Below are 24,778 nucleotides of genomic sequence, written 5' to 3' on the forward strand. Positions count from 1 at the left end.
GGCGGATGGGATGCGGCAGGGACTCGAGGAGGTCCGCGCCCTCGGCGACCGCGCGGCGCTGCTCGCCCGCTCGGCGGCTCCGCTCCACCTCGCCTCCGCCGAGGCGCTGCACGAGGCGTACACGGCTGCTCTGCGTCGCCCGGAGGCGTTCGCGCGCGGCGGGTCTCCCGCCGAGTCGCGACCTCGTGGAGCGCTCGGTCCGGGCCGAGCTCGCCGTCGCACTCGCCGTGTCCGAGGGTGTGGCCGCGCGCGAGCTCGAGCACGCCCGCCTACTGGTCGACCACCTGCCCTGCACGCGCGCCGCGCTGGCCGAGGCGCGGTTGCGCTGGGAGGCGGGGCAGATCATCTGCGGAGTCGCGGCCACCCTGCCGCCGGCCTCCCTCCCGGAGTTCGACGAGCGCGCCGCGGGACTGGCCGCTTCGATGACGCCGACCCAGCTGCGGCGACGCCTCGCCCAGCTGCGGGACGAACTCCACGAGAGTCCTCTGGCCGACCGGCACGCCCGCGCTCGGGAGGACCGGTCGGTCCGGGTCTCGCCCGAGCAGGACGGCACGGCCACGCTCTGCGCGACCCTCCCCGCTCCGGCCGCTTTCGGTGCGCTCGCGCGGCTCGACCGGATCGCCCGCACCCTCCGCGACGGGAACGGCGACGGGAGCGGTGCAGCGGAGGAGCGCACGCTCGCGCAGCTGCGGGCCGACGCCCTGGTCGACATGCTCTGCGACGGCGACGTGTCCGGGACAGCGCCGGGAGACGAGCGGCCGCTTACGGCCGTCCGCGGCATCAGGGCCGAGGTGCGTCTGACCCTCGCCGCGAGCACCGCGCCCGGGCGGGACGAGACGCCCGCGGAACTGGACGGCTACGGCCTCATCCCGGCCGGCGTCGCGCGCGAGCTCCTCGGAGCAGACTCGGCCGTCACCCCGGTGCTCACCCATCCGAGCACGGGCGCCGTGGTCTCCGTCGGACGCACGCACCGCCTCCCTCCCCCGCGGATGCGCCTCGCCCTCCAGCTGCGCGACCGGACCTGCCGCTTCTCCGGCTGCACCCGGCCCGCGGCGACCGCCGAGGCCGACCACACGCTCGAGTGGCGTCACGGAGACGCCACCGCCCTCGACAACCTGGCGTCGCTCTGCGTCGCCCACCACCACGTCCGCCACGGCGACCGCTGGACCTACACGCTCCACCCCGACGGATCGGCCGACTGGACCACCCCACGGGCCGCCGCGTGGTCACCCGTCCACCCGATCCGCCCGCGCCGCCAGCCCCGCCGCAGCGCAGGCCGAGCTTCAGCGATGCGCCGCCCCCGTTCTGACGGCGGAAGGAGCCGCGCTCCTGCGGGCGTGCTCCAGCGGGCGTGCTCCAGCAGGCGTGCTCCAGCAGGCGTGCTCCAGCAGGCGTGCTCGCGCCGCGCGGGTCCGAGCCGGCGGCCTGTCTCAGCCGAGGGCCGAGCCGTGGAAGCCGGTCGTCCGACGCGCCCGCCGACGAACCGGTCCACCGAGCCCGCACTTGCTGCACCCGGGCCCGTTCCACCCTCCGGGCTCGGCGCCCGTGCTCACCGCTGAGATCGCACCCGAGGACAGCGATCACCGCAGCGACTCGGGCGCGACGGCGCAGCTTCCGCCTCGGATCCACGACGAGGGACGGAGGGACGGAGGGAGAGAAAGAGAAAGAGAGAGGGAGAGGGAGAGGGAGAGGGAGAGGGAGAGGGAGAGGGAGAGGCGGCGAGCGGGAGAGCGGGTCACGGCTTCCGCTCGATTCACGACGAGGGAGAGAACGAGCTCCGGGCGTGGCCCCTCTCAGAGCGTGCCGGCCAGCTCCAGTAGCGCGAGATCCGACCCCCGCGGTCCCACCAGGCAGAGCCCCACCGGAGCGCCGCCGACACTCAACCGCGGCACCGACAGCGCCGGATACCCGCCGATCCCGGCGACGCAGGTCAGGCCGAGCGTCGCCGTCCGCGCCGCGTCGATCGCCTCGGCCGACGCATCGAGGGCCGGCGCCACCGACGACGTCGACGGCAGGAGGAGCACCCGCCCCTCGAGCGCACGGTCGAGCGCCTCCCGGAACCCCGCGACTCGCGCCCGCGCGGCCGCCTCCGTCTGCTCGTCGACGAGCGAGGCCGCGTCGAAGCGCGCCTGGACGTCCGCCGCCAGCACTCCCGGATGCGCCGCGACCCACGAGCCGCTCGACCGCCACGCCTCCGCCGCCTGCACGAGCCGGAACGCCTCGAGCATCTCCGCCACGGGCGGCAGCTCGACCTCGTCGGCGCTCATCCTCCCGACCGCCGATCGGAACGCCGCCCGGACGGCCGCGTCCACTCCGCCCAGCAGTGCCGGCGCCACCGCGAGACTCCGGACCGGCGAGCCGGACGGCAGGCAGACCTCGGCCACCCGCCTCAGCGTGCCGAGGTCCCGCGTCAGCCACCCGACGGTGTCGAAGCTCGGCGCCAGCGGCAGCAGCCCCTCGACGGGCACCGCACCGTGGGTCGTCCTCAGCCCCCACAGGCCCTGATAGGAGGCGGGTACCCGGATCGATCCCGCCGTGTCGGTCGCCAGCCCGACGGCGGCCTGCCCGAGCGACACGGCAGTCGCCGGTCCGCTCGACGATCCGCCCGGGATCGCTCCGGGCACGGCTGGATTGGGCGGCGTCCCGTAGCCGGAGTTCCGGCCGGCGATGCTGTACGCGAACTCGTCGGTCTGAGCGATCCCGCGCACCGACGCTCCCGCTGCGAGCAGCTGCGCGACGGCCGGAGCGGTCGCCGCCTCGATCGGCGCGGAAGCGAGGCGGGCCGGCACTCCCGCGCCGATCCGCTGGCCCTCGATCGCGAAGAGGTCCTTGACCGCGACGTCCAGTCCGTCGAGGGTCCCGGAGCCGGCGGCCGGCACGAGCGGCGCGCCGACGGCGCGCCAGACGCGGGGGTCCAGCGCGGGCGAGGGCGCCTGCACCTGCGCGGCGCGCACCCTCCAGGTCCCGCCCTCACGCGACCACAGCTGCGTGACGAGCCCGCGCCCGCCACGGGCCGGAGCGTTCACGCTCACCACGAGCGCCGTGCCCGCATCGACCGCCCGCACGTGCAGCTCCACCAGCTCCCGCACCGGTGCCCCGCCGCGACGACCCCGGAAGCCGGTGATCACCGCGTGTCCGACGAGCAGTCCGGAGGCGTCGCCCCGGAGCGTCGTCGGCGCGTCCACGAACGCGTCGGCGAGCGCCGCGACGTCGTCAGCCCCGAGCGCCGCCTCGTACGCCAGGACCGCGTCCACCAGCCCGTCCGGCAGGTCGCCCTCGAGCGTCGTCACCCGCGGGTCAGTCATCGAAGTCGGCCGTCCGAACGCGGGCGTGCACGCCCTTCACCAGGTCGACGACCTGCGAGATGTCGAAGTCGGTCGCCGCGCTGAGGTAGGCGTAGGCGTGAGCCGGGTCCATCCCGTAGCGGGCCGCCAGCAGCGCGATGGCCGCGCGGACGCACTTCTGCACGGCGACGTCCAGGTCCTCGTCCATCCCGGTGGGCACGAGGAACTCACCGGTCTCCCCCATCGGCCCGAGCAGCTCCCCGAACGCCGCGATCGCCTCGGCGCGCGGGACGACCTCCAGGCGCACCCGGACGCGCAGGCTCGCCTCCATCGCCGTCAGCGCCACCTCGCCGTCGCCCTGCGCGAAGTGGGGATCGCCGACGTACGCGAGCGCGCCCGGGACCTGCACGGGAAGGTAGAGGCTGGTTCCGGCGGTCAGCAGTGCGATGTCGATGTTGCCCCCGTGCGCACCGGGCGGCACGGAGTGCGGGCGCTCCTCCCCTGCGACGGCGACGCCCATGATCCCGAGGAACGGCCGGAGCGGGAACCGGGCGGCCCGCTCTCCTCCCGGCACCAGCGGGATCACGCCGCGGAGACCGCCCTGCGCGTCCTCGTCGACGCGCGCGAAGACGCTGAACGGCCCCTCCTGCAGCGGGTACTCGCCCGGCAGCGCCCCGCGGCCGTGCCGGTTCGAGACGACTCCGTACGGCACGCGCGGCTCGGCCTCGAGGAGGGTCATCCGGAGCAGGTCCCCCGGCAGCGCTCCCCGGACCGCGATCGGCCCCGTGACCACGTGCGGCCCGTCCGTCTCGCCGTCGCGGAACGGCCCGTCCGCGGCGAGCGCGACCGCGTCGCGCAGCACTCCCTCCGGAGCGACTCCGTGGCGGCCGAAGAAGGCGACCGGATCGCGGCCCTGGTCCTCCAGCACGCCCTCGTGGCTGAGCGTGTCGATGACGACCTCGGCCCCCGAGTCGACGGTGAGCACGGGCGCGTCCGCCGCGCACGGCAGGCGCCCCCACAGCACCGACCCCGGCTCGGCCGGCAGGTAGTCGACCCCCGGCGGCACTCCCTCACCGGGCTGCACCGCCCACTCCGTCCACCGCATGCGCGTCCACCTCCCGCGCGGCCCGTCCGCGCCGTCCGACCCTAACCTCGCCGTGTTTCGAGCATGTGCACGCGTGTGCCACGATTCTCCAGACCCGCCCCCGACGACAGGACTCCTGTGTTCCGACGCCTGCGCACCCGCTCCGAGGGCGCGACCCTCGGCCTGATGCTCGCCCTCACCTTCTCGACCGGCATCATCGACGCCGTCGGGTACCTCGGGCTCGACCGCGTCTTCGCCGGCAACATGACCGGCAACGTCGTCATCCTCGGCATGGCCCTCTCCGGCGCGGCCGACCTGCCCGTGGTCGGGCCCCTGATCGCGCTGGGCGCCTTCATGATCGGCGCCGTGATCGGCGGCCGGGTGCTCCGCCCGGTGAAGAAGGGCTGGACCTCGCGCTCGACCTGGCTCTTCGCGGTGGTCGGCATCCTGCTCGGCGTCCTGGCGATCGTGCTCGCGGTCGTGCCCGAGCACCCCGAGCCGCTCGCCTTCACCGTCACCGGCGTGCTGGGCGGGGCGATGGGCCTCCAGGCCGCGACCGCCCGCCACCTCGCCGTCAAGGACGTCACGACGGTCGTCGTGACCTCGACGATCACCGGCCTCGCCGCGGACTCCCGCCTGGCGGGAGGCTCCGGTCAGCCGTGGTTCCGCCGCGCGGCCGCGATCGTCCTGATCGCCGCGGGTGCCGGAGTCGGCGCGCTCGCCCTGCTGGTCGGGCTCTGGCTCGGCCTCGCGATAGCCGCCGTCATCACGCTCGTCGCGACGCTGCTGGGCGAGCTCGTCGTCCACTCCCGGTACGCTCCGGCGCCCGCCGACGCCGCCGCCTGAGGCGGCGCCTCCCGGCGCGTCAGCGCGGCAGTTGCTGGCAGTGCGGGCAGAGGTGCGAGGAGCGGTTCATGAACGGCACCCGCACGATCGCCGCGCCGCACCGGGCGCACGGCTTCCCCGTCTGCCCGTAGGCGTGCAGGCTGTGCGAGAAGTAGCCGGAGGCACCGTTCACGTTCACGTACTGCGCATCGAAGCTGGTGCCGCCCTCGGCCAGCGCCCGTTCGAGCACCGAGCGCACCTCGGCGAAGAGGCGGCGGATGCGCGCCTCGCCGAGCGACGAGCTCGGCCGCTCCGGGTGCAGCTCCGCCGCCCACAGCGACTCGTCCGCGTAGATGTTCCCGATGCCGCTCACGAGCGTCTGGTCGAGCAGCGCCCGCTTGATCCCGCTGCTCCTCCTCGCCAGCGACGCGACGACCGAGCCCAGGTCGAAGGAGGGGTCGAGCGGATCGCGGGCGATGTGCGCGACCTGCGAGGGCACGGCGCGCAGCCAGCCGCCTCCGCGGGCCTCCTCGCCCGCGTAGCCGCCCGGCGCTCCGTCCGGGGTCGGCACCAGAGCGTCGACCGCCATCGAGCCGAAGATCCGCTGGTCGACGAAGTGCAGGGCGAGCTCGCCGTGCTCGGGGTGCTCGATCCCGATCCGGATGCGCGCCAGCCGCGGCAGCGCCGCATCCGCCGTGCGCAGCAGCACCTGACCGCTCATGCCGAGGTGCACCAGCAGCGCTTCGTCGCGGCCCGCGGGCAGCCAGAGGAACTTCCCGCGCCGCACCGCCGCTTCGAGCCGGCGCCCGACGAGCAGGCGCTCGAAGGTCCCGTGCGGATGCACGTGCCGCTTCAGCGAGCGCTCGTCGACGATCTCGACGCCGGTCACCAGGGAGCCGGTGACCGCGGGAGCGAGGCCCGCCCGCACCACCTCGACCTCGGGCAGCTCGGGCACGGTCAGTCCGAGACCGCGGGAGCGGCGGGTGCGCCGGGGGCCGCCAGACGCGTCCACGCGTCGAGCGCGGCGGCCATCTCGGCCGCCTTCTTGCTCGTCCCCTCGCCGCGGGCCGTGACGAGTCCGCCGACGATCACGGTGGCGACGAACACCTTGTTGTGGTCGGGGCCGGTGGCGGCGATCTCGTAGCGCGGGGCCGGCGCACCGCGCTCGGCGGCCGCCTCCTGGAGGCTCGTCTTCGGGTCCATCGAGACGCCGAAGCGGAGCGGATCGGCCCGCAGAGGGGCGATCAGGCGCAGCACCAGGTCGCGGGCCGCGTCGGGCCCGGTGCCCAGGTAGACGGCGCCGATGATGGCCTCGACGGTGTCGGCGAGGATCGACGCCTTGTCGCGGCCGCCGGTCAGCTCCTCGCCGCGTCCGAGGCGGAGGAACTCGCCCAGGCCGATGCCGCGGGCGATCTCGGCGAGCGCGACGGTCGAGACGAGGCTCGCCCGGCGCTTGGCCAGGTCGCCCTCGCTGAGGGCGGGGTACTCGGTGTAGAGCATGACGGTCACGGCCTGCCCGAGGATCGAGTCGCCGAGGAACTCGAGGCGCTCGTTGTGCGGGATGCCGCCGTGCTCGAAAGCGAACGACCGGTGCGTCAGGGCGAGCTCGAAGAGCTCACCGTCGAGGCTCACGCCGAGCGTGGCCTCCAGACGCGACCGGTCGTCGCTGGAGGGTCGTGCGGAGGTCTGGTTCACCATGGACCGCGGTCCGTTCGTCGAGGGGCGGTGCGCCCCGCGCCGTGCGGACCAGGAGCGGGATCAGACGTCGGCGACCTTGCGGCCCTTGTACTCGAGGAACAGCGCGGTGCCCGCGGAGTCCTCGACGACCTTGGCGCGGTGGGGAAGGCTGTAGACGACCTTGCCGTTCTCGATGGTCTTGACGAGGGTGGGGACCTCGGCCTTCCACTGCGAACGACGGGCGTGGGTGTTCGCGCGGGACTTCTTCCTCTTGGGAACAGCCATGATTCTCTCTTCTCTACCTCTAGTCGGATTCGGTGCGGGCGGTCGCGCCCTCACCGCTGTCTGCGGAAGCTCTGTCGGTGGAAGCTCCGGGCGCTGCGGCCCCGCCGTCCCCCTCGCTCAACCCTGCGAGCGCGGCCCACCGGGAGTCGCGCGGCGCCTCGGGTTCGGGCGTGGAGGAATCGGCCAGCCGCTCCCCCGTGACGGGGTCGAGGCCCGGACAGTCCGGCCGGCAGACCGGCTGGAACGGCAGCGACAGAACCACCGCATCCCTGACCAGAGGTTCAAGATCCACGTGGTCGTCGTGAACCTCATAGTCGAAAGCTTCGTCAGAAGAGTACGCGAAAAGTTCCTGGAACTCGACATCGACAGGCAGGGAGATGTCGGTCAGGCACCGGCTGCACTCGCCGTCGGCCCTCGCCGACACCTCGACACTGGCCAGGATCCCCTCGTGCACGGACTCGAGCCGGACGTCGAGATCGACGGCCGATCCCTTGCGGACCGCGACGATCCCCTCGCCGAACTGCTCCGGCGCCTCGAGCTCGAGGCGGTGCTCGCGCATCTCGCCCGGCCGCCTCACGAGGTCGCGCACGTTCACGGTGAACGGCGTCTTCTTGAAAGTAGTCACGAGGGTCGAGCCTACCCCTCCCGGCCCCCTCCGGGGCGGGAGGGGCCGGGAGGAGCCGGGAGGGGCGGAGTCCGGGCTCAGGCGCCGCCGGCCTCCAGCGTCACGTCGATCGGCGCGTAGTCGGCACCGCTCGTGTCCACTCCCTCGTCGGCGAGCTCCGCGAGCGCCTTCTCGACGTACTCGTTCGAGTAGGCGGTGGCGGGCGGGTCCGCGCTGATGATCGTCGCCCCCGTCTCGTTCTCCGTCTCCTTCGCGATGTCGACCGTCTGCTGCCACGCGGCCTCGTCGATCATCCCGACGCCGCTCGTCGAGGGCCAGATCAGCTTGTTGACCTCGTTGGTCATCCAGAGCTGGTGGCTGGTGCCGAGCGTGGATCCGGCCGCGGTGACGATGTCGGCCGCCGCCTGCGGGTCGTCCTTCGCGAAGATCCAGCCCTTGATCGAGGCCTTGATGAAGGCGACCGTCTGCGCGGCGTACGCGTCGTCGTCGGCGAGCCTGCCCGCGTCCGCCCAGATCGCGTCCTGGAGCATCGCGGTCCCGATGTCGTTCCAGCTGATGACGTTCAGGTCGTCCGGCCGGTACAGCTCGCCTGTGGCGGGGTTCACGGTCTCGAGGACCTGGGCGTACTCGTTGTAGGTCATCGCCTGGGCCGCGTCGATGTCGCCCGCGAGGAAGCCGTTCATGTCGAACTGCTGCTGCACCAGCGAGATGTCGTCGAGGGAGACGCCGTCCTTCTGCATGCCGGCGAACAGCTCCCACTCGTTGCCGTAGCCCCAGCTGCCCACGCTCTTCCCGGCCAGGTCGGCCGGCGAGGTGATCCCCTTGTCCTTGAAGGAGATCTGCGTGGTGGCGCTGCGCTCGAAGATCTGCGCGACGTCGGTGATCCCGGCCCCCTGCTCGATCGAGCCGAGGACCTTGGGCACCCAGGAGATCGCGTAGTCCGCGTCGCCCGAGGCGAGCACGTCCTGAGGGACGATGTCGCCGCCTCCCTCGGCGATCGTCACGTCGAGGCCCTCGTCCTCGTAGTAGCCCTGGTCGAGCGCGGCGTAGTACCCGGCGAACTGCGCCTGGGCCACCCACTGCAGCTGCAGGGTGACCGGCGTGAGGCCGCCGGAGCCGGAGTCGGACCCCGGGTCGGAGCCGCCGGAGGCGCTGCAGCCGGTGAGCGCGAGGCCCACGGCCGCGAAGGCGGCGGTCGTCGTCAGGGTGATGCGGGTGCGTCTGGTCACGGGTCCTCCTGGTGCGGTCTGCGGGGTCGCCGGTGCGGCGCGCCCCGTGGTGCGGCGGTGCAGGTGGTGCTGTGGTGCAGGTGGCGCTGATGATGCGGGCGGTGCGGATGGTGCGTCGGGTGGAGTCGGAAATCGGGAATCGGGAGGATCGAGGAGGGTGCGGGGACGCGCGGCGCCGCGCTCAGCGCAGCCGGCTGCGGCGCAGCGCGAACGCCTCGAGCGCGGCCGTCACGCAGTAGAACGCGAGGCCGACGAGCACAGCGCCCAGGACGTAGGCGTAGGCGAGCGCGTAGTCGCTGCCCGAGGCCGCCGTCGTGATCGACTTGCCGAGCCCGCCCACGGGTCCGCCGAAGTACTCGGCGACCAGCGCCGAGATCACCGCGAGCGAGGAGGCGATGCGGAGCCCCGTGAAGACGTAGGGCACTGCTCCCGGCAGCGTGATCGTGCGGGCGGTCTGCCAGGGGGTCGCCGCGTAGGCCTTCAGCAGGTCGCGGTGCACCGGAGCGGCCTGCCGCAGCCCGCGCAGCGTCGTCACGTACACCGGCACGAACACGGCGAGCGCCGCGACGAGCTGCCTCGCGGTCTCGGCGTTCGCTCCGAACATCGTGTAGAGCACCGGAGCGAGGGCGACGATCGGCACGACGGCGGCCGCGGCCACGATCGGCGCGACCAGTCCGTCGAAGACCCGCGCGAGCGCCGAGAGCCCGGCGACCACGACCGCCAGCACCGCGCCGACCAGCAGGCCGACCAGCGCGTTGCGGCCGGTCACCGCGCTGCCCTCGGCGACGGAGCCGAGGTTCGCGGCGAACTCCCGTCCGATCGCCAGCGGCGACGGGAGCACGAACGGCTGGATCGCCAGAGCGGTGACCCCGGCCTGCCAGAGCAGGACCGCGGCGATCCCGAGCACGAGCGGCGCGAGCACGCTGCGCGCCAGCGCCGTCGTGCTCACCGGTTCTCCACTCCGCGCGGCACGGCGGCGGGATCCCCGTGCAGCAGCTCGCGCACGGCGCTCACGTCGCGGAAGAACGCCGTGTCCTCCCTGACCGCCGCGTCGCGCTCGGATGCTCCGGGGAGTCCGACCGGGAGGACGTCGCGGATCCTGCCCGGCCGCGGCGACATCACCACGACGCGGTCCGAGAGGAACACCGCCTCCGGGATCGAGTGGGTGACGAAGACGACGGCGGCGCCGGTCTCGCGCCGGATCCGCAGCAGCTCCGTCTGCATCCGCTCGCGGGTCATCTCGTCGAGCGCCCCGAACGGCTCGTCCATGAGGAGCAGGCGCGGGCTCTCGGCGAGCGCCCGCGCGATGGCGACGCGCTGCTGCATCCCGCCGGAGAGCTGGTCCGGGTAGGAGTCGGCGAAGTCGCCGAGCCCGACCAGCGCCAGCAGCTCGTCGACGCGCGAGCGCCGGGCGGTCGCGGCGACGCCGTGCAGCTCCAGCGGCAGGGCGATGTTCGCCCGGATCGTGCGCCACGGCAGGAGGCCCGCCTGCTGGAACGCGATCCCGTAGTCCTGGTCGAGCCTCGCCTGCCGGGCCGTCTTGCCGAACACGGCGATCGAGCCGGAGTCCGGCTCGTCGAGGTCGGCGATCAGCCGCAGCAGCGTCGACTTGCCGCAGCCGGACGGGCCGATCAGCGAGACGAACTCTCCCGCGGCCACCTCGAGCGAGACGTCCTGGAGCGCCGTGACGCTCGCGGCGCGGGCGGTGGTGAAGGTCCTCGTGACGGAGTCGACGACGACCGCGGATCCTGCAGGACTCATGCGGGCTGCTCCCCTCGGCGGTACGGACGGAGGAGGGTGCCGAGCAGAGCGACGGAGCCGGCGGCCGCGAGGCCCACCAGCACCGCCCCGAGGATCGGCGCCCAGGGCTTGGCGGGGTCGCCTCCGGCAGCGGAGGCGAACTCGATGATCATGCGGCCGATCCCGCCGCGCAGGCCGATCGAGACCTCGGCGACGATCGTGCCGACGACGGCGCTGACCGCTCCGAGCCGGAGGGCCGGCAGCAGGTAGGGCACGCTCGCCGGCAGCCTCAGGCGCACCAGCGTCTTCCACCAGCCGACGCCGTAGACGTGCATCAGCTCGACCTGGTGGGCCGTCGGCGAGCCGAGCCCGCGGAGCGCCCCGATCGAGACGGGGAAGAACGCGAGGTAGGAGGCGATCAGGGCCACCGACATCCAGTTCTCCCAGGTCACCGGTCCGAGCTCGAGCTGCGACCCCCAGCGCCGCACCAGTGGGGCGATCGCGATCAGGGGCACCGTCTGGCTCAGCACGATCCAGGGCAGCACCGCCGACTCCGCCGTGCGGAACCGCTGCATCAGGAGAGCCAGGAGCAGCCCCACGACCGTGCCGACGACCCAGCCGACCGCGGCGATCCCGAGCGAGAAGGCGCTCGCCCCCACGACGGCCGACCAGAGCGCCGGGGCGTTCCGCGCTCCGGTGACCGGCTCGCCGAGCCGGGCCGCGATCTCCCAGAGGTGGGGCATCGCGATGGCGCTCGTGCGCGGGAGCACCGTGACTCCTCCGACGACCACCCCGGCCTCGGGCCCGAGCGCCTTCCAGCCCTCCCACACCAGCGCGAGCAGGAGCAGCCCGGCGGCGCCGAGCACGAGCCCGCGCGCGAGGGCCGGTCTCATGCGCGGGCCACGATGTGCTCGCGCAGCTCCGGGATGATCCGCTCGCCGTACACGCGCAGCGTCTCCTCCTTGTTGTCGTGCTGGAGGTAGCCCGCGAACTGCGTCACGCCGATGTCGGCGAGCGCCCGGAGCTTCTCGACGTGCTCGTCCGCCGTGCCCAGCACGCAGAAGCGCTCCACGATCTCGTCCGGCACGAAGGCGGTGTGGCTGTTGCCCGCGCGGCCGTGCTCGTTGTAGTCGTAGCCCTCGCGCCCGGCGATGTAGTCCGTCAGCGCCTGCGGCACCGCTCCGGAGGCGCCGTAGCGGCCCACGATGTCGGCCACGTGGTTGCCGACCATCCCGCCGAACCAGCGGCACTGGTCGCGCATGTGCTCCCGGTCGGTGCCGATGTACATCGGCGCCGCGACGCAGAACTGCAGCGACTCGGGATCCCGGCCGGCGTTCGCCGCCGCCTCCTTGACGGCGCCGATCATCCAGCGCGCGATGTCCACGTCGGCCAGCTGCAGGATGAAGCCGTCGCCGACCTCGCCCGCGAGCTTCAGGGCGAGCGGGCCGTAGGCGGCCACCCACATCTCCAGGGACGAGCCCCGGCTCCACGGGAACTGCAGCGTCTGGCCGTTGTACTCGACCGGACGGCTGTTGGCGAGCTCGCGGATGACGTGGATCGACTCCCGCAGCGTCTTGAGCGTCGTCGGAGCTCCTCCGGTCACCCTCACCGCCGAGTCGCCGCGTCCGATCCCGCACACCGTGCGGTTCCCGTACATCTCGTTGAGCGTCGCGTGCAGCGAGGCGATGACCGTCCAGTCGCGCGTGGCGGGGTTGGTGACCATCGGGCCGACCGTGATCCGGTGCGTCCTCTCGAGGATCTGCGAGTAGATCACGTAGGGCTCCTGCCAGAGCAGGTGCGAGTCGAAGGTCCACGCGTAGTCGAAGCCGTGCGTCTCCGCGAGGACGGCGAGCGCGACGGTGCGCGAGGCGGGCGGGTTGGTCTGGAGGACGACTCCGAAGTCCATGGGGTTCCTTCTGCTCGATCAGGTGCTGGCTCGGATCGGGTGCCGGCTCAGATCAGGTACTGGCTCAGACCGCGCGGGATGTACGCCCCGTCGCCCTTCGTGCCGACGTAGGAGCCGTCGTCGACGACGACCCTGCCGCGGGAGATCACCGTGTCGACGTGGCCGTCGATCTCGAAGCCCTCCCAGGCCGAGTAGTCCATGTTCATGTGGTGGCTTCGGCCCTCGCCGATCCCGATCGAGGTGTGCCCGCTCGGGTCGTAGACGACGACGTCGCCGTCGGCCCCGGGCTGGATGACGCCCTTCCTCCCGTACATCCCGAACATCCGCGCCGGGGTGGTCGAGGTGAGCTCGACCCAGCGCGGCAGGGAGATCTGCCCCGACACCACGCCCTGGTACATCAGGTCCATCCGGTGCTCCACCGAGCCGATGCCGTTGGGGATCTTCGAGAAGTCGCCGATCCCCATGTCCTTCTGGCCCTTCATGCAGAAGGGGCAGTGATCGGTCGAGACCATCTGGATGTCGTTGGTGCGCAGCGACTGCCACATGTGGTGCTGATGCCCCTCCGCCTTCGAGCGCAGCGGCGTGGAGCACACCCACTTCGCGCCCTCGAAGCCCGGCGCGCCGAGCTGCTCCTCGAGCGAGAGGTAGAGGTACTGCGGGCAGGTCTCGCCGAAGACGTTCATGCCGCGGTCGCGGGCCTGCGCGATCTGCTCCACCGCCTGCTTCGCGGAGACATGGACCACGTACAGCGGCGCGCCGGTGAGGTCGGCGATCATGATCGCCCGGTGCGTCGCCTCCTCCTCCGCCTGCCAGGGTCGAGAGGTGCCGTGGAAGTACGGCGCGGTGTTCCCGGCGGCGAGGGTCTGCTTCACCAGTTCGTCGATGAGGGCGCCGTTCTCGGCGTGCATCATCATCATCGCGCCGTTCTCCGCGCCCTTCTGGAACGCCCGGAGGATCTGCCCGTCGTCCGAGAGGAACACGCCCTTGTAGGCCATGAACAGCTTGAAGCTGGTCACCCCCTCGCGCATCAGCTCGTCCATCGCGACGAGCGAGGAGTCCTGCACGTCCGAGAGGATCTGGTGGAAGCCGTAGTCGATCGCGCAGTTGCCGGCCGCCTTCTCCTGCCACGCCTGGAACCGGTCGACGACGCTCTCGCCCGGGTACTGCACCACGAAGTCGACGATCGACGTCGTGCCGCCCCAGGCCGCGGCGCGCGTGCCGGTCTCGAAGGTGTCCGAGGCGGAGGTGCCGCCGAACGGCATCTCCATGTGCGTGTGCGCGTCGATCCCGCCCGGGATCACGTACTTGCCGCTCGCGTCGATCACCCGGTCGACGTGGGCCGCCAGATCGAAGCCCAGCAGCGTGGAGCCGGGGGCGAGGACGGCGGCGATGGTCTCGCCGTCGATCAGGACGTCTGCGGCTCCGGTGCCGGTCGCGTTGACGACCGTCCCGCCGGTGATGAGGGTCTTCATCGGTCTTCCCCGTCTCGGTCTGCGGTCACGGCTTCGGGATGCTGGTGTACGACTCCGGCCGGCGGTCCCGGTAGAACTGCCAGTCGTCGCGCATCTCCTGCACCATGTCCATCTCGAGGTCGCGGATCAGGATCTCCTCGGCCTCGCCCGAGCCCCGCTCGCCGACGAACTCCCCGCGCGGATCGATGATCTGGCTTGTGCCGTAGAAGTCGACCGCGAGGTCGCCGTACTCGTTGTCCTCCCGGCCGACGCGGTTGGGCTGCAGCACGAAATAGCCGTTCGCCACCGCGGCCGCCGGGCCTTCGACCTCCCAGAGGCGGTTCGACAGGCCGGGCTTGGTGGCGTTGGGGTTGAAGACGAGGTGGGCGCCGTTCAGGCCCAGCTCCCGCCAGCCCTCCGGGAAGTGGCGGTCGTAGCAGATGTGGACGCCGACCTTGCCGACCGCGGTGTCGAAGACCGGGAAGCCGAGGTTCCCGGGCCGGAAGTAGAACTTCTCCCAGAAGCGGTCCAGGTGCGGGATGTGGTGCTTGCGGTACTTGCCGAGGATCGTCCCGTCGGCGTCGACCACGACCGCGGTGTTGTAGTAGACGCCGGTCTGCTCCTCCTCGTAGATCGGGAGGATCATCACCACGCCCAGCTCCTTCGCGAGGGCCGCGAAGCGCTGCACGATCGGCCCGTCGGCGGGCTCGGCGTAGCGGTAGTACTTCTTGTCCTGGGTGATGCCGAAGTACGGGCCGTAGAACAGCTCCTGGAAGCAGACGATCTGCGCGCCGTCGGCTGCGGCGTCCCGGGCCATCCGCTCGTGCTTGTCGAGCATCGACTCCTTGTCGCCGGTCCAGGTCGTCTGGGTGATCGCTGCGCGGACGATGGTCATCGGTACCTCCATGCTCGGGCGTCCCTGTCCGGCTCCGGTGTGCTCCACCAGGCGGTGCGGAGCCGGGGACGTGGACCCACTGTGGTCCCCGCCGGGCCCGAAGGCAATGACGGACCGTCCGGCTCCGGGGACAGGGCTTCATCGTCGGGGTTCGACGTTTCCCCGGTGTTTCCGGCGCGGATCCGCAGCATTAAGGCTCGCCGGGGGAGGAATCCGTCGGTGCCGCTAGCGTGGGCGGATGCGCATCACGATCCTGGCCGGAGGCGTCGGCGGCGCCCGCTTCACCTCGGCGGTCCGCGAGCACCTCCGCGATCTCGAGGCCGCCGGCGGCGAGGCGAGCGAGATCACCGTCGTCGTCAACACCGGCGACGACATGTGGCTCACCGGCCTCAAGGTCTGCCCCGACCTCGACTCGATCACCTACGCGCTCGGCGGAGTGAACGACACGGAGCGCGGCTGGGGGCGGGCCGGCGAGAGCGAGCGGGTCTCGGCCGAGCTCACCGCCTTCGGCGTCGGCTGGCCGTGGTTCACCCTGGGCGACCTCGACCTCGGCACCCACATCGCCCGCAGCTCGATGCTGCGCGACGGCCTCACCCTCTCGGAGGCGACCGCCCGGATCACCGCCCGCTGGCCGCTGGGGGTCCGCCTGCTGCCGATGTCGGACCAGGACGTCGAGACCCACGTCGAGGTCGACCTTCCCGGCGAGGGCGTGCGGCTCCTCCACTTCGAGGAGTGGTGGGTGCGGCTTCGGGCGTCAGCGCCCGCGCGCCGCTTCGTCCAGCAGGGGGTGGAGAGCGCCCGCCCCGCCCCGGGCGTGCTGGAGGCGATCGCCGACACCGACGCGGTGCTCGTCGCCCCCTCCAATCCCGTCGTCTCGATCGGCACGATCCTCGGAGTGCCCGGGATCGCGGACGCCCTCCGCCGGACCTCCGCACCCGTCGTGGGCGTCTCCCCCGTCATCGGAGGCGCGGTGGTGCGCGGCATGGCCGACGCCTGCCTCAGAGCGATCGGCGTCGAGACCTCCGCCGAGGCCGTCGGCCGGCACTACGGAGCCCGGAGCGGGGGCGGCCTCCTCGACGCCTGGCTCGTCGGCGAGGAGGACGCGGACGCGGTCCCGGCGCTCGAGTCGGCGGGCCTCCGCGCCCGCTCCGTGCCGCTCTGGCTGACCGGCCGGGACGCCTCCGTGCGGCTCGCCGCCGACGCTCTCGCCGCCGCGAGGGGCTGAGCGGGGCCTCCTCCCGGGGCCGCGCACCGCGCGTCGCAGCGCGGATGCGGTCACGCCTCCCACGGGGCGCCCCGTTCCCTTGTACGGTCGGAGGCGGACGAACTCCCCGATTCACCCCCGCATCGGATCCGGAATCCCTCGGTCGCGCCCCCGACCGCGTCCTCACCACGTCTCCGAGCCCTGCGGAACCGCGTGCCGTCCCGTCAGGAGGACACCATGGAGCCCAGCTCGAGGATCAGCACCGAGCGGATCGAGCCCGACATCGTGGTGATCCGCCCCGTCGGCCGGCTCGACCTGTCCACGGCGTGGGAGCTCGAAGCGGTCCTCCTGCGCGCGCTCGAGGCGGGAGAGGTCCGCGTGGTCGTCGACCTGGCGGCCGTCGAGTTCCTCGACTCGTCCGGGCTCGGCGTCCTCGTCGCCGGACTCAAGGAGGCGCGGAAGGCGGGCGGCGAGCTGCGCGTGGCCGCCGCCGGCGAGCAGCCCGCCATGGTGCTCGGCCTGTCCAACCTCGACCGCCTGCTCGGGAGCGCCGAGACCGTCGAGGAGGCCTACCGTGCCTGAGCGCTCCTTCGTCGTGCGCACGCCGCCCGAGGACGGCGTCACCGCCGTCCACGAGGCGCTCGAGGAGCTGTGGCTCGAGGAGCCGGGCGTCGCGCCGGTCGACCGGATGTCGTTCGAGACCGCGCTGGTCGAGCTGACCTCGAACATCGTCCAGCACGCCCGGTCGTACCGGCACATCATCTGCCTGGTCGAGATCCGCGTCGACGCGACCGAGCTGCGCGCCTCGCTCAACGACTCCGCCGAGGAGGCGCCCGCCGAGGTCGCCGACCCCCGCGACATGCCGGACGAGTGGGACGAGGCAGGCCGCGGGATCCCGTTCATCCACGCCCTCGTCACCGAGTTCTCCTACCGCCGTGTCGACGGGCAGAACCTCTGGGCACTCGCCCGGACCCGCACGTGAGCGAGCCGACCGAGCGCGCCCGCCTCGCCGCGATCGCCGAGCTCGGGATCGGCCTGAGCACCCCCCAGGAGCGCTTCGACAGGATCACCCGCGTCGCCCGCCGACTCCTGCGCGTCCCCCTCGCCGAGATCAACATCCTCGAGGAGTCGACGCAGTTCACGAAGTCGCCCCAGCGCTCGGCGCGGGCGAGCAGGATGCTGCGCGCCGACTCGATGTGCGACGTCACGGTCCAGCAGGGCGACATCCTCGTCGTCGAGGACGCCACCGCCGATCCGCGGTTCGCCGACCGCGGAGTCGTCACCGGATCCCCTCACGTGCGCTTCTACGCGGGCCGCCCGCTCGTCGTCGGGGACGGCCTCCGCGTCGGCACGATCTGCATCATCGACAGCGAGGTGCGCGGCTTCTCGGAGGAGGAGCGCGAGATCCTCGAGGACCTCGGCCGGTGGGCCGAGCGGGAGCTGCGCGAGATCGCCTTCTCCGGACGCGCGAGCGAGACGCAGGAGCGGCTCCGGCCCCAGCGCCTCGACCTCGGCGAGTGGAGCCTCGACTCGCTGACCACGCCGCTGCACGACGTCGCCGGCGACTACACGGCGTGGCGCCGCAGCGGGGACGACCTCTCCCTCGAGCTGGTCGACGTGATGGGCAAGGGGGTCTCGGCGGCGATCGTCGCCTCCGCGATCCGCTCCGCGTTCCAGGCGCGGCCGGAGCTCCCTCCCGCGGCAGCCGTCGAGGCCGTCAACCGCCAGCTCCTGCCCGACCTGACCGCGACCGGGATGTTCGCGACCGCGCTGATCGCCCGGGTCGACCTCGCGAGCGGCGCCGTCGCGTTCGTGGACAGCGGCCACGGCCTCACCCTCCTGCTGCGCGCCGACGGCACCACGGAGCGGCTCGCCTCCACCGGCGTCCCGCTCGGCATCGCCGCCGACGTCTCCTGGGAGGAGGAGCAGCGCGTGCTCGCCCCCGGCGACGCGCTCTTCTCCTGCAGCGACGGCCTGCTCGACGTCTTCGGCGGGCGCCTCGACGCGCTCGACCGTCTCGCCGAGCTGGTGCGGAGCAACGACGACCCCGCTCTCTTCGAGCGTCTGCATGCTCTCGCAGACGACGCGCACGACGATGTGACAGCGTTGGTGCTGCGGCGCTCCAAAGCGCCCGCCCCCTCCTGATCCTGATCGAAAGGACCTCCCCCATGCCTGGTGCACTCGTCCTCGCCGGCGGCGGCCTCGCCGGAATCGCCTGGGAGCTCGGCGTCCTCCGCGGCCTCGCAGACGCCTCCCCCGAGGCGGCCCGCCTCCTGCTCGATCCGTCGACGACCTTCATCGGCACCTCCGCGGGCTCCGCGGTCGCCGCGCAGCTGAGCACCGGCACCGGCCTCGACGAGTCGTACGAGGCCCAGCTCCAGGAGGAGTCCGCCGAGATCGGAGCGGACGTCGACGGTGAGCGCCTCCAGGCCCTCTTCGCCGCGGCCGTCGAGGGCGCGACCTCGCCCCAGGACGCGCGGCGCCGCATCGGCACCCTCGCGCTCGAGGCCGAGACGCTCCCCGAGGACACGCGCCGGGCCGTCATCTCGGCCCGCGTGGGCGACGCCGACTGGCCCGAGCAGCGTCTGCTCATCACCGCGGTCGACACGGCCACCGGCGAGCTGCGCGTGTTCGACCGCGAGAGCGGTGTCGGCCTCGTCGACGCGATCTCCGCCAGCTGCGCCGTCCCCGGGGTCTGGCCTCCCGTCAGCATCGACGGCGTCCGCTACATGGACGGCGGCGTGCGCTCCGGCAGCAACGCCGACCTCGCCGCGGGAGCCGACTGGGTCCTGATCGTCACTCCGCTGCCGGGAGTCGGCACGCCCGGCGCGGGCCTGATCCCGACCGGCGAGCTCGACGCCCTCGCGGACTCGCGGGTCGAGGTGGTCTACGCCGACGAGGAGTCGGTGCGCGCCTTCGGCCCGAACTCGCTCGACCCGGCCGTCCGCGCCGCCTCCGCCCGCGCCGGACGTGCTCAGGGCGCCCGGCTCGCCTCGCGGATCGCCGCGCTGGTCGGCGCCGAGTAGCCGGTCTCAGCGCCGCACGCTGTAGCGCGTGAAGACCGTGCCGTCGGCGAAGCGGTGCTCCTCGCGCAGGTCGAGGCGCGCGTGGAACCCGCACGGGAGGAAGTGGGTCCCGCCGCCCACCGCCACCGGCACCGTGTAGACCTGCACCTCGTCGACGATCCCGGCGAGCAGCGCGTGCCGGGCGAGGGTCGGCCCGCCGATCGAGACGTCGTGGTCGGCGGCGCTGACCTGCGCGGCGACGACGACCGGGTCGAACCCGCCCTCGACGCGGGTACGGCGGGTCTCGGCCGACTCCAGTGTCGTCGAGTACACGACCTTGTCGGCCGCCCGCCACATCTCCTGGAAGTCGCGGATGAACGCGAACTCCTCCGCGAGGGCCCAGGTCTGCTCCCACGCGCGCATGACCTCGTACATGCGCCGCCCGTACAGGTACGTGCGCACCCGCCCCTCGCGCTCCGTGATGAAGCGGTGCACGGCGGGTCGCGGCTCCGCCCAGGCGAATCCGCCGTCCGCGTCGTTCACGTAGCCGTCGAGCGACGCGATCGAGCTGTAGATGAGCGCGCCCACGTCGGCCTCTCTCCGTGGCCGGCTTCGGGACCGCCCACGGGCGCGACCGTAGGCCTCCCGCCTCCGTCCGGCAATGTCCGCCGGGTCCTCTGGCGCGGATCGACGGGTCGCCGCTGCTCCTGGTAGCGCTCCCGGCGGTCGGCGCCCCCTCCCGGACCGCGTACCGTGGTCGTGCCGCAGGGAGCGGCCGTGAAGGGTTCGGGATGAAGATCAGCCAGCTGCGCCACTTCGTGGCGGTCGCCGAGGAGCTGCACTTCGTGCGCGCCGCCGAGCGCCTCGGCATCTCGCGGCAGAAGCTCGACTCCTCCGTCGCCGCCGTCGAGCTCGACCTCGGCAAGCCGCTCTTCGAGCCCGGTGCCGCCGCCACGACCCTCACCGCGGCCGGGCGGCAGCGCCTCGCCTCGGCCCGCGAGGAGCTCGCCGCGCTCGGCGACGAGCCGGAGGCGGCCCCGAAGTCGGGAGGCAAGGCCAAGGCCTCCAAGGGGACCGGGCGCGCCCCGATCGTCAAGGGCCAGCCGAAGCCCTACAAGCGCCGCCAGTCCCGCTGACGCGCAGTGTCCGATCGTCGGATGTGGTGGGCCCTACCGGGCTCGAACCGATGACATCCACGGTGTAAACGTGGCGCTCTACCAACTGAGCTAAAGGCCCCCGTCGCGGGAGCACCCGCGGACGATCGACTCGATCCTACGGCAGGCGGAGCGGCCCCCTGCGGGCACTAGCCTCGGCACATGACCGCCGACAGCGACTCCCGGGCGAGGCGGCGCGCCGAGAGCCGCTGGCCCGCCTCCGCCGCGATCCTCGTGGCCGTCGCCCTGAACGTGGCCGGCCACAGCGCCGACACCTCGGTGGTCCGCCTCGTCGCCGCCGGCATCACGCTCGCGCTGCTCGTGCCGCTGTCCGTCGTCAACCCGCACCGGCTCGACAGCGAGACGCGCTGGTCGCGCGGGGTCTCCATCGCCCTGGCGGTCGTGCTCGCCGTGGCGAACCAGGTGAACGTGGTCGCCGTGGTGATCGACCTCGTCGACGGGACGGCCGACGGCCCTCCGCTGCTGCTCACTGCGCTCCAGGTCTGGGTCACCAACGTCGTCGCGTACGCGCTGCTGTTCTGGGAGCTCGACCGCGGCGGTCCGGTCGCCCGCGGAACACTCCCCCGCACGGAGCTGCCGGCGGCCGACTTCGCCTTCCCACAGGACACCTATGGCGACACCGCGCCCGAGGTCGCCGCGACCTCCTCCGAGCGCGCCGATTGGCGGCCCGGCTTCGTCGACTACCTCTCGGTGTCGACGACGAACACCATGGCGTTCAGCCCGACCGACACGATGCCGCTGTCGAGCCGGATGAAGCTCCTGATGATCGCCGAGGCGTTCACCGGATTCGTCCTGCTGGCTCTCGTGATCTCGCGGGCCGTCAACATCCTCAGCTGACGACCGGGGCGGTCCGCCTCCGGAGGGTCAGACGTGCGCGGGGGCGAGCGCGTCGATCGCGGCGCGGTAGGCGTCGATCGAGCGAGGCTCGCCCGGGGCGGTCATGAACGTGTCCCGGATGACGCCGGCCTTGTCGATGAGGAAGGTCGCGCGGGTCGCGTAGCCCTTCGCCTCGGTGAACACGCCGTACTGCTTGGCGACGTCGCCGTGCGGCCAGAAGTCGGAGAGGAGCGTGAAGTCGTAGCCCTGCTTCTCGCCCCAGGCGCGCAGCGTGTGCTTGGAGTCGACCGAGATGCCGATCAGCTCCACGTCGGCGTGCTCGAAGAGGGAGAGGTTCTCGCGCAGCGCGCAGAACTCGCCCGTGCAGGTGCCGGAGAAGGCGAGGGGGAAGAACACCAGGGCGACGTTGCGTCGCCCGTGGAAGTCGCCCAGCTGGATGCGCTCGCCGTACTGGTTCGCGAGTTCGAAGTCGGGAGCCAGGGTCAGCTTCTCGAGAGCCATCGGTCCGATGTCCTTCCGTGCGCACGAGAGTCGCGCGAGCACGAGGGGCAATGCTAGACCCGGTCCGCGCAGACTCCAAGGAACATCCCGTCTCCCCCGATCACGGGCCGGTCGACGCGTCCCGTCTGGCGCTCTCCTACAGTCGTCGGCGCTCATTCCTCGTGGATCACCACAGTGCGATTCCAGGTTCGGGGCACGGGAATCGCTAGGCTGACGGAGGTGCCCGCGCGCGGCTCGTCATCCGAGCCCCGGATCCGCGGATCCGCACCGCTTCATGAGAGTGATGTCTCGGGCACGATCTGCCCCCAGAGAGAGGTCGAGGGTGACTGTTAACGATCAGGACCCGTATTCCGTCGGTCACGTGGACTCGGACCCCGAGGAAACGTCGGAGTGGAACGAGTCGCTCGATGCGCTCGTCGAGGAGCGGGGCCGGGGTCGCGGGCGCGACGTCATGCTCAGCCTCCTCAAGCGCTCCAAGGAGCTCCACCTCGGCGTGCCGATGGTGCCCACCACGGACTACATCAACACCATCGCGCCCGAGAACGAGCCCGGCTTCCCGGGCGACGAGGACGTCGAGCGCCGCTACCGCGCGTGGATCCGCTGGAACGCGGCCATCCTCGTGCACCGCGCGCAGCGTCCCGGCATCGGGGTCGGCGGCCACATCTCGACGTACGCGTCGAGCGCCTCGCTGTACGAGGTGGGCTTCAACCACTTCTTCCGCGGTCAGGACCACCCGGGCGGCGGCGACCAGGTCTTCATCCAGGGCCACGCCTCCCCCGGCCCGTACGCGCGCGCCTTCCTCGAGGGACGCCTGAGCGAGCACCAGCTCGACGGCTTCCGCCAGGAGAAGTCGCACCGGGGCGGCGGGCTCTCCAGCTACCCGCACCCGCGGCTCATGCCGGAGTTCTGGCAGTTCCCGACCGTCTCGATGGGCCTCGGCCCGATCAACGCGATCTACCAGGCGCAGGCGAACAAGTACCTCACCAACCGCGGCATCAAGGACGCCTCCGACCAGCAGGTCTGGGCGTTCCTCGGCGACGGCGAGATGGACGAGGTCGAGTCGCGCGGTCAGCTCCAGGTCGCCGCGAACGACGGCCTCGACAACCTGAACTTCATCGTCAACTGCAACCTCCAGCGCCTCGACGGACCCGTCCGCGGCAACGGCAAGATCGTGCAGGAGCTCGAGTCGTACTTCCGCGGCGCGGGCTGGAACGTCATCAAGCTCATCTGGGGCCGCGAGTGGGACGACCTGCTCGCCCGCGACACCGAGGGCGCGCTGCTCGACCTGATGAACAAGACGCCCGACGGCGACTTCCAGACCTACAAGACGGAGGACGGCGCCTACGTCCGCGAGAACTTCTTCGGCCGCGACCCGCGCGCCAAGAAGCTCGTCGAGGGCTACTCCGACGAGCAGATCTGGGGCCTGCGCCGCGGCGGCCACGACTACCGCAAGATCTACGCGGCCATGAAGGCCGCGACGGAGCACAAGGGCCAGCCCACCGTCATCCTCGCCCACACCATCAAGGGCTACGGTCTCGGCCGCAGCTTCGAGGGCCGCAACGCGACCCACCAGATGAAGAAGATGACGCTGGACAACCTCAAGTCGTTCCGCGACACCATGCGCATCCCGATCACGGACGCGCAGCTCGAGGAGAACCCCTACCTCCCGCCGTACTACCACCCCGGTCAGAACGACGAGGCGATCGAGTACCTGCAGGAGCGCCGCCGCGCGCTCGGCGGCTACCTCCCCGAGCGCCGCTCGAAGTACACGCAGCTGAACCTCCCCGAGGACTCGGCCTACGCGGTCGGCAAGAAGGGCTCGGGGACGCAGGAGATCGCCACCACCATGGCGTTCGTCCGCATCCTGAAGGACATCCTCCGCTCGAAGGACTTCGGCAACCGCGTCGTCCCGATCATCCCGGACGAGGCGCGCACCTTCGGCATGGACGCGTTCTTCCCGAACGCGAAGATCTACAACCCGCGCGGCCAGCACTACACGTCGGTCGACCGCGAGCTCCTCCTGGCCTACAAGGAGAGCCCGCAGGGCCAGATCCTCCACGTCGGCATCAACGAGGCGGGCGCCCTCGCGGCGTTCACCGCGATCGGCACCTCGTACTCGACGCAGGGCGAGCCGCTCATCCCGGTCTACGTCTTCTACTCGATGTTCGGGTTCCAGCGCACGGGCGACGCGATCTGGGCGGCCGGCGACATGATGTCGCGCGGCTTCATGATCGGCGCCACCGCAGGACGCACCACGCTGACCGGCGAGGGGCTCCAGCACGCGGACGGGCACTCCCCGATCCTCGCGGCGACCAACCCCGCCGTCGTGAGCTACGACCCGGCCTACGGGTACGAGATCGCGCACATCGTGCAGTCCGGTCTCGAGCGCATGTACGGCGGGAAGCACACCGACCCGAACGTCATGTACTACATCACGGTCTACAACGAGCCGATCGTGCAGCCGAAGGAGCCGGAGGACGTCGACGTCGAGGGCATCGTCCGCGGCATCCACCGCATCTCCTGGGGCCAGTGGGACGGGCCGAAGGCCCAGCTCCTCGCCTCGGGCGTCGCGGTGCCGTGGGCGATCGAGGCGCAGAAGCTCCTCGCCGAGGACTGGGGCGTCTCGGCGGACGTCTGGTCGGTCACCTCGTGGAACGAGCTGCGCCGCGACGGCATCAAGGCCGAGCAGCACAACTTCCTCCACCCCGAGGACGCCGAGCAGGTGCCGTACGTGACGCAGAAGCTGGCCGACGCGAAGGGCCCCTTCGTCGCCGTCTCGGACTTCTCGCACCAGGTCCCCGACCAGCTGCGCCAGTTCATCCCGGGCGACTTCGCGACGCTCGGCGCGGACGACTTCGGCTTCTCGGACACCCGTGCGGCGGCGCGGCGCTACTTCCAGATCGACGGCCCCTCGGTCGTCGTGCGGACGCTGCAGCTGCTCGCCAAGCGCGGCGAGGTCGACCCCTCGCTCGCCGTCCAGGCGATCGAGAAGTACCGCCTCCTCGACGTCAACGCCGGCACCACCGGCAACGCGGGCGGCGAGAGCTGACGGACG

General features: G+C 72.3%; 25 protein-coding genes and 1 tRNA gene. 10 read left to right on the plus strand and 16 right to left on the minus strand.

Annotated elements, in window-relative coordinates; all coding sequences use genetic code 11:
• The first annotated feature begins 185 nt into the window (after positions 1 to 185).
• The gene (locus C5C10_RS07645; RefSeq protein WP_181073414.1) at positions 186 to 1,559 is read left to right on the plus strand and encodes an HNH endonuclease signature motif containing protein; all 1,374 of its coding nucleotides are present in this window, start codon (positions 186 to 188) and stop codon (positions 1,557 to 1,559) included.
• Between the two features lie 234 nt (positions 1,560 to 1,793).
• Here C5C10_RS07645 and C5C10_RS07650 read toward each other — a convergent pair whose 3' ends face one another.
• Both C5C10_RS07650 and C5C10_RS07655 read right to left on the minus strand, forming a co-directional pair.
• Positions 1,794 to 3,305, minus strand: a complete 1,512-nt coding sequence (locus C5C10_RS07650; protein ID WP_104328949.1) for an AtzH-like domain-containing protein — start codon at positions 3,303 to 3,305, stop codon at positions 1,794 to 1,796.
• On the minus strand, positions 3,298 to 4,389 hold the full coding sequence (locus C5C10_RS07655; protein ID WP_104247529.1) for an acetamidase/formamidase family protein: 1,092 nt from the start codon (positions 4,387 to 4,389) through the stop codon (positions 3,298 to 3,300). The genes C5C10_RS07650 and C5C10_RS07655 overlap by 8 nt, the downstream gene beginning before the upstream one ends.
• A gap of 117 nt (positions 4,390 to 4,506) precedes the next feature.
• Between C5C10_RS07655 and C5C10_RS07660 the strand changes: the two genes are divergently transcribed.
• Entirely contained in the window at positions 4,507 to 5,214 is a 708-nt protein-coding gene (locus tag C5C10_RS07660) for a YoaK family protein (protein ID WP_308470741.1), read from the plus strand.
• A 19-nt stretch (positions 5,215 to 5,233) separates the two neighbouring features.
• On the opposite strand, the gene mutM is transcribed toward C5C10_RS07660, so the two are convergent.
• The 11 genes from mutM to C5C10_RS07715 all read right to left on the minus strand — a co-directional run bounded on the left by mutM (position 5,234) and on the right by C5C10_RS07715 (position 15,001).
• Complete coding sequence (gene mutM, locus C5C10_RS07665) at positions 5,234 to 6,148, minus strand: bifunctional DNA-formamidopyrimidine glycosylase/DNA-(apurinic or apyrimidinic site) lyase (RefSeq protein ID WP_104255744.1); 915 nt, start codon at positions 6,146 to 6,148, stop codon at positions 5,234 to 5,236.
• A gap of 2 nt (positions 6,149 to 6,150) precedes the next feature.
• Entirely contained in the window at positions 6,151 to 6,891 is a 741-nt protein-coding gene (rnc, locus tag C5C10_RS07670; RefSeq protein WP_104250952.1) for a ribonuclease III, read from the minus strand.
• A 60-nt stretch (positions 6,892 to 6,951) separates the two neighbouring features.
• Positions 6,952 to 7,155 (minus strand): 50S ribosomal protein L32, encoded by a 204-nt coding sequence (gene rpmF / locus C5C10_RS07675; RefSeq protein WP_104223482.1) that lies wholly within the window; start codon positions 7,153 to 7,155, stop codon positions 6,952 to 6,954.
• A 19-nt stretch (positions 7,156 to 7,174) separates the two neighbouring features.
• Complete coding sequence (locus tag C5C10_RS07680) at positions 7,175 to 7,714, minus strand: DUF177 domain-containing protein (protein WP_104226701.1); 540 nt, start codon at positions 7,712 to 7,714, stop codon at positions 7,175 to 7,177.
• 143 nt (positions 7,715 to 7,857) lie between these two features.
• The gene (locus tag C5C10_RS07685) at positions 7,858 to 9,009 is read right to left on the minus strand and encodes an ABC transporter substrate-binding protein (RefSeq protein ID WP_258060478.1); all 1,152 of its coding nucleotides are present in this window, start codon (positions 9,007 to 9,009) and stop codon (positions 7,858 to 7,860) included.
• 181 nt (positions 9,010 to 9,190) lie between these two features.
• On the minus strand, positions 9,191 to 9,958 hold the full coding sequence (locus tag C5C10_RS07690; protein ID WP_104234206.1) for an ABC transporter permease: 768 nt from the start codon (positions 9,956 to 9,958) through the stop codon (positions 9,191 to 9,193).
• Positions 9,955 to 10,770 carry an ABC transporter ATP-binding protein gene (locus C5C10_RS07695; protein ID WP_104226661.1) on the minus strand — a complete coding sequence of 272 codons (816 nt, stop codon included), beginning with the start codon at positions 10,768 to 10,770 and terminating at the stop codon, positions 9,955 to 9,957. Before C5C10_RS07695 ends, C5C10_RS07690 begins: the two co-directional genes overlap by 4 nt.
• A complete protein-coding gene (locus tag C5C10_RS07700) occupies positions 10,767 to 11,642 on the minus strand; it encodes an ABC transporter permease (protein ID WP_104226662.1) in 876 nt (291 codons plus the stop codon). Before C5C10_RS07700 ends, C5C10_RS07695 begins: the two co-directional genes overlap by 4 nt.
• On the minus strand, positions 11,639 to 12,655 hold the full coding sequence (locus C5C10_RS07705; protein ID WP_104226663.1) for a TIGR03842 family LLM class F420-dependent oxidoreductase: 1,017 nt from the start codon (positions 12,653 to 12,655) through the stop codon (positions 11,639 to 11,641). The genes C5C10_RS07700 and C5C10_RS07705 overlap by 4 nt, the downstream gene beginning before the upstream one ends.
• A gap of 47 nt (positions 12,656 to 12,702) precedes the next feature.
• On the minus strand, positions 12,703 to 14,127 hold the full coding sequence (hydA, locus tag C5C10_RS07710) for a dihydropyrimidinase (RefSeq protein WP_104234202.1): 1,425 nt from the start codon (positions 14,125 to 14,127) through the stop codon (positions 12,703 to 12,705).
• 25 nt (positions 14,128 to 14,152) lie between these two features.
• Positions 14,153 to 15,001, minus strand: a complete 849-nt coding sequence (locus C5C10_RS07715) for a nitrilase-related carbon-nitrogen hydrolase (protein ID WP_104223476.1) — start codon at positions 14,999 to 15,001, stop codon at positions 14,153 to 14,155.
• Positions 15,002 to 15,239: 238 nt separating this feature from the next.
• Between C5C10_RS07715 and cofD the strand changes: the two genes are divergently transcribed.
• The 5 genes from cofD to C5C10_RS07740 all read left to right on the plus strand — a co-directional run bounded on the left by cofD (position 15,240) and on the right by C5C10_RS07740 (position 19,231).
• Positions 15,240 to 16,226, plus strand: coding sequence for a 2-phospho-L-lactate transferase (cofD, locus tag C5C10_RS07720; protein WP_104328950.1), 987 nt, complete (start codon positions 15,240 to 15,242; stop codon positions 16,224 to 16,226).
• A 216-nt stretch (positions 16,227 to 16,442) separates the two neighbouring features.
• On the plus strand, positions 16,443 to 16,787 hold the full coding sequence (locus C5C10_RS07725; protein ID WP_104328951.1) for an STAS domain-containing protein: 345 nt from the start codon (positions 16,443 to 16,445) through the stop codon (positions 16,785 to 16,787).
• Positions 16,780 to 17,187 carry an ATP-binding protein gene (locus C5C10_RS07730; protein WP_104223473.1) on the plus strand — a complete coding sequence of 136 codons (408 nt, stop codon included), beginning with the start codon at positions 16,780 to 16,782 and terminating at the stop codon, positions 17,185 to 17,187. The genes C5C10_RS07725 and C5C10_RS07730 overlap by 8 nt, the downstream gene beginning before the upstream one ends.
• A complete protein-coding gene (locus C5C10_RS07735; RefSeq protein WP_181073415.1) occupies positions 17,184 to 18,350 on the plus strand; it encodes a PP2C family protein-serine/threonine phosphatase in 1,167 nt (388 codons plus the stop codon). Before C5C10_RS07730 ends, C5C10_RS07735 begins: the two co-directional genes overlap by 4 nt.
• A gap of 23 nt (positions 18,351 to 18,373) precedes the next feature.
• Positions 18,374 to 19,231, plus strand: coding sequence for a patatin-like phospholipase family protein (locus tag C5C10_RS07740; protein WP_104309538.1), 858 nt, complete (start codon positions 18,374 to 18,376; stop codon positions 19,229 to 19,231).
• A 6-nt stretch (positions 19,232 to 19,237) separates the two neighbouring features.
• Here C5C10_RS07740 and C5C10_RS07745 read toward each other — a convergent pair whose 3' ends face one another.
• Complete coding sequence (locus C5C10_RS07745) at positions 19,238 to 19,798, minus strand: dihydrofolate reductase family protein (RefSeq protein ID WP_104226668.1); 561 nt, start codon at positions 19,796 to 19,798, stop codon at positions 19,238 to 19,240.
• Positions 19,799 to 20,001: 203 nt separating this feature from the next.
• Between C5C10_RS07745 and C5C10_RS07750 the strand changes: the two genes are divergently transcribed.
• On the plus strand, positions 20,002 to 20,346 hold the full coding sequence (locus C5C10_RS07750; protein WP_104223469.1) for a LysR family transcriptional regulator: 345 nt from the start codon (positions 20,002 to 20,004) through the stop codon (positions 20,344 to 20,346).
• A gap of 24 nt (positions 20,347 to 20,370) precedes the next feature.
• Here the strand turns inward: C5C10_RS07750 and C5C10_RS07755 are convergent.
• A tRNA-Val gene (locus C5C10_RS07755) sits at positions 20,371 to 20,446 on the minus strand.
• An 80-nt stretch (positions 20,447 to 20,526) separates the two neighbouring features.
• Here C5C10_RS07755 and C5C10_RS07760 point away from each other — a divergent pair.
• Entirely contained in the window at positions 20,527 to 21,222 is a 696-nt protein-coding gene (locus tag C5C10_RS07760; protein ID WP_104328953.1) for a hypothetical protein, read from the plus strand.
• A gap of 27 nt (positions 21,223 to 21,249) precedes the next feature.
• Here the strand turns inward: C5C10_RS07760 and C5C10_RS07765 are convergent, their stop codons facing one another.
• Positions 21,250 to 21,723, minus strand: a complete 474-nt coding sequence (locus tag C5C10_RS07765; RefSeq protein WP_104238203.1) for a peroxiredoxin — start codon at positions 21,721 to 21,723, stop codon at positions 21,250 to 21,252.
• 322 nt (positions 21,724 to 22,045) lie between these two features.
• On the opposite strand from C5C10_RS07765, the gene aceE reads away from it, so the two are divergent.
• Complete coding sequence (aceE, locus tag C5C10_RS07770) at positions 22,046 to 24,772, plus strand: pyruvate dehydrogenase (acetyl-transferring), homodimeric type (RefSeq protein ID WP_104328954.1); 2,727 nt, start codon at positions 22,046 to 22,048, stop codon at positions 24,770 to 24,772.
• Positions 24,773 to 24,778 lie beyond the last annotated feature (6 nt).

It is taken from the genome of Rathayibacter sp. AY1A3 (assembly GCF_002930975.1).
In the GTDB taxonomy this organism is placed as follows: Bacteria; Actinomycetota; Actinomycetes; order Actinomycetales; family Microbacteriaceae; genus Rathayibacter.